Genomic DNA, 4,423 nt, shown 5'->3' with positions numbered 1-4,423 from the left:
CCTAGTATCGTTTTAGGTATGATGAATCCCGATGGCTACTATCAATTAAGACTCAGGTCCTATGCTAGGAAAAAAGGGAAAAGTTCCACTGAGGTTAAACCATTTATGATTAAGACCTTAAGAACTAACTTAAGCATTAATCCATCCGGAAATGGAGATCATACCGATTTTTCGGTTTATGTAGACAACCAGCTCATTGGCGAATCCAATTATAATGGATCCTTTTATGCAAAAATACCACTTGGTCATCGCATAGTAAAATTAGTAGCAGAACATGAAGAAAAAACAAGCTCCATACTATTCAAAGAAAATGATACCGAGTACATTTATTTCTAATGAAGAGGTATAAACGCTGCTAAACAAAGGCCCAAAAACCTTTTTTATCGAGAAGAAAACTTTTGACCTAAAGCTTTCTAGATATTAAGATTGAATTTTTATGTTTAAATCATTACCTCGTTTAGAAATTAAAACGCTTGCTGAGAAAGACTTCAACTTCTTTGTTGAATTAGTAAGTGCTCCTGAAATTGTGAATCCTGTACCTCATTTACCCTGGTCTGAAGAAAAGATAGCCACTAACTTTAAAAAATTCTCAAGTCCCTCCCAGAAAGGAAATAGAGAAGAACCAAGGGTATGGGGTGTATTTGAAAAAGGTAAAGAAGAATTGATTGGACTCTGTGCCCTACTCTCAAACGATGAAAACCAACCCGAAATTGGATATAGATTTCGACAAAAATATTGGGGAAATGGATATGCCACAGAGGTCACGGAATATTTAATTCAATACGCTTTTGAAGAACTCCAACTCGATATTATTACAGCGGATGTAAACATTAAGAATACAAGTTCAGTTAAAGTTCTAGAAAAATTTTTCACCCCCGATAGAGAATTTGATAACCTCAAAGAAAATTGCAGAGATAGACGTTATATCCTAAAACGAAAAGATTGGATGCAACGATAATTTACGAAGACACGAGCAAAAACATCATTAGTTAATTCAATGAAACATCCCTACAGAACTGCCGCATTCTCTCAATAGTCAACAAGCAGATACAAAGCATATATTACACTGGAAAAAAAAGAAAATAATTTATGCGTGTATAATATCCCCGCTTCCTTACCACTTATTAGGATACCAAGAAAGCATTTATCTTTATTTCACATAGCATTCAATGATTTGATTTCGCATCTTGAATACCTTATTTTCGTATCACTCACCTTGTTCCACTGAATTGAGTAGAAAAATTAAATAAACCCTCTACTGATATTATGAAACTATACACTCAACTCTCAAAAACAGGCCTCCTAAAAAGCTATTCATCCAAATTCTTAGCCGTTGCTTTTTTAGGTATTCATGTACCGCTTATTGGTATAATACTATTCATAGTTTTTAATGAAGGAGGCTTTACTACTTCTACAATAATCATCCTCACGTTAATTTTAACACTCGGAGCCACAGCCTTAACCTTATTTGTGTTGAACAAGTTGTTGGCCCCTTTAAAACTGGCTAAATCATCACTTAAAAACTATTTAGAAAACCAAGAGCTGCCAAACCTTCCATTAGATTTTAATGACGAGATTGGGGAATTGTTGAAGGACCTACAATTTTCGATCAAAACATTTGATCATTTAATTGAGTCTAAACAAAACACGATTGAAATACTTTCACATGATTTGAGAAGTCCATGTAACAATATTAATACGCTTTTGGACATGTATCAGAAAAAAACAGATCCCAAGGACAGAGCAATAATTATTGAACATATTAGAACAACTACGAATCAGCAGTTGGAGCTTATCACCAATACCCTTATCAACCTTCGCGATGAATCTATAACGCAAGGAAAGTTGAAAAAAGAAAGGCTTAATTTAAATCACATCATCCACGATGTAATCAATGCGCAAAAGGCAGCTTTGGATAATAAAAAAATAAAACTGCGTCTCAATGCTCAATCTGAACTGAACATCAACGGAAATGAAACCGCCTTCCGACAAGTTTTTAACAACCTCATTGGTAACGCCATTAAATTCTCGGAAACCAATAGTGAAATCATTATAGCTTCGCAGATTTTTAAATCTCAAATGCGTATAGATATTATAGATCAAGGAATTGGTTTTGACAATAGTATTTCAGAAGCGCTCTTTAAACCCTTTACAGAGTACTCCCGAAAGGGTACGAAAAATGAACCCAGTGAAGGAATGGGCTTATTTATTTCTAGAAGATTTATCAATAAACATTCAGGAACACTTGAAGCTACAAGTCCTGGCCCCAACCAAGGTTCTACTTTTACCATACAATTACCCTTGAATTAAAGCGTTCATATCACTTTCTATTCAATACATACTTAAAAAAAATACTACATTTCCTTTATGCAAAGCAAAGGATTTAAAATCGGTATACTTCTACTTGTTCTAGGTATAATTTCATCCTATAATTGGTATAATAGTGACTACACCTTTTTGAGAGAAATCATTTCCGAAAACGATCTACAAACACCTGATGATGTCTATGCATTTATTCTAGAAACTACTCCTTCCACGAAAGAAAAAAATACAGGGTCTTGTTTGTATTGCTCCCCGAAGTATTTAATGGAAGAAAACTTAGGTTTGTCATGCGATGAAGGTGCTATTCTCATTGCACACCTCTCCTATTTGTTGGGATATGACAGCAGACTCGTCGATTTAATAGGGACTGACGGTATCGCACACCATACCCTGGTTGAAGTAAAAGTAGATAACACCTGGCAACGCTACGATTATCTTTTTGAACGTAAAAATGATCATTATACAGCTGAGGTCAACTTCGAATACTCTCATCCCTCCTACCGCACCTTTCCAAAGTGGTACAATAAAGTCATTTATAACTTTTCCGGCCTGAAGTATTTAGTACTAAAATTCAGAGGAGCCAAAGGCTAATAACAAATCAGAAAGCACCATTAAAATCGGTGTTAAAAAACCAACTAAATTGTTAATTTAGCCGTCTAAATTAATAATGAAAACATTAAACCACGCTATGAAATCTATTTTACCCATCCTAAGTGCCCTCATATTTAGCCTGAGTGTATTCCACGGACATGCTCAAATACGAAACTCAAATTGTATGGCCCCCGACAGCATTTATAATCGTTATTTATACGATGCATCACACATGACAATGCGGAAGTTAAGAGAACAAAATCACACCTATATAGACAGTGTAGATATCCCGATGAGTCATATAGATACTTTTTTAAATGCTTTGCTAGCTGTATATAATTTAACGGGGGTACCAGAAAGAGATAGCGTAGTTGATATATACGATATTCATACCCATCCAGACCCTAGTCTGAATATTCTGACCCTTCAGGTTTACGATAGTCTGCCTTGGATGCAAAGTTTATATATGAATCAGATTCCAACAGGTAATGCAACTATAGATTCAATGATTAATGAACATGGCTTGTACATGCACCATTATTCTCCGAGTCCTAATTCCCCTTATGACTTTGTAACACTGCAAACAGATACCATTACAAACATGATCGCTTTAGCCAATTTATTTGATACCGTGCAAGAAGTGATCGATGCCTGGGAATACGGAACATTAAACTATGGTATCAGTATTGTTGATTCTATTTATCCTACACATGTAGAACTCACATATTCACACGGATGGATGGACTGCTGGGTAGGTTGTGTGTATAGAAGATATTGGGTTTTCAATGTTTATTATGATTGTAGTGTTGAATTTGTAGAAAGTTATGGTACTCCTGTAGATTTAGGATTGAATGAATTAGAAGCTACTGCAATAGAACTTTCTCCTAACCCGTTCACGCATCAACTTCAAATCGAAAATATGGTAGAAACCATGGAATATAAAATCTTAGATCTTTCAGGAAAAACAGTTATAACCGGTAAAACTGAAGGTGAAATTAATCAACTCGATCACTTAAAACCTGGTAGCTATATTTTAATGCTCAAAAACTCATCAAACGAAGTTTACACCCAGAAAATAATGAAACAATAAAGTTTTAAAATACATAAGTTGAACGTATTGTTTGAAGAGTCCTAGCATTTGCAGTGGACTCTTTTTTTATATATACTAGAGCACTGCTTCACATCAAATTGACCTTTTCCCTTTCGATTCAAAAACTACTCGTAAATTTTGAGGGTAAATCTGGCCTATTGTACAAACTAAATCATTGAACCTTACGTTCTATTGCTACCATCAAATATAATCTTCTAAAACACCGAACATGAACAATTCACTTCTATATATAGCAATAACTAGTGTTAGTCTCATTATACTCATCTCCTGCAACAAGGATGAACCTTCTGCTCAAAAGTCAGGTAGTAACATCACATTTGGTTATCCCTCTGCAGGAAACCAAAGCATAAATAGTTTATCATCCCCCCTTCTGGTTAATAGCTCTCCAAATGGTGGATG

The 4,423-nt window shown here is 35.0% G+C and carries 6 protein-coding genes; all 6 read left to right on the top strand.

Annotated elements, in window-relative coordinates; all coding sequences use genetic code 11:
- A partial coding sequence (locus tag R3333_RS12650) for a hypothetical protein (RefSeq protein WP_318959139.1) occupies window positions 1-336 on the top strand: 336 nt, incomplete at its 5' end.
- 100 nt (window positions 337-436) lie between these two features.
- Complete coding sequence (locus tag R3333_RS12645; protein WP_318959138.1) at window positions 437-958, top strand: GNAT family N-acetyltransferase; 522 nt, start codon at window positions 437-439, stop codon at window positions 956-958.
- 308 nt (window positions 959-1,266) lie between these two features.
- Window positions 1,267-2,310 (top strand): HAMP domain-containing sensor histidine kinase, encoded by a 1,044-nt coding sequence (locus tag R3333_RS12640; RefSeq protein ID WP_318959137.1) that lies wholly within the window; start codon window positions 1,267-1,269, stop codon window positions 2,308-2,310.
- Between the two features lie 57 nt (window positions 2,311-2,367).
- Entirely contained in the window at window positions 2,368-2,913 is a 546-nt protein-coding gene (locus R3333_RS12635; RefSeq protein ID WP_318959136.1) for a hypothetical protein, read from the top strand.
- Window positions 2,914-2,989: 76 nt separating this feature from the next.
- The gene (locus R3333_RS12630) at window positions 2,990-4,003 is read left to right on the top strand and encodes a T9SS type A sorting domain-containing protein (protein WP_318959135.1); all 1,014 of its coding nucleotides are present in this window, start codon (window positions 2,990-2,992) and stop codon (window positions 4,001-4,003) included.
- A gap of 229 nt (window positions 4,004-4,232) precedes the next feature.
- On the top strand, window positions 4,233-4,423 hold a 191-nt coding region (locus R3333_RS12625), incomplete at its 3' end, for a hypothetical protein (RefSeq protein WP_318959134.1).

This window comes from Lishizhenia sp. (genome assembly GCF_033720595.1).
In the GTDB taxonomy this organism is placed as follows: Bacteria; Bacteroidota; Bacteroidia; order Flavobacteriales_D; family Crocinitomicaceae; genus Lishizhenia.
This window is presented reverse-complemented; position numbering and strand designations above follow the sequence as displayed.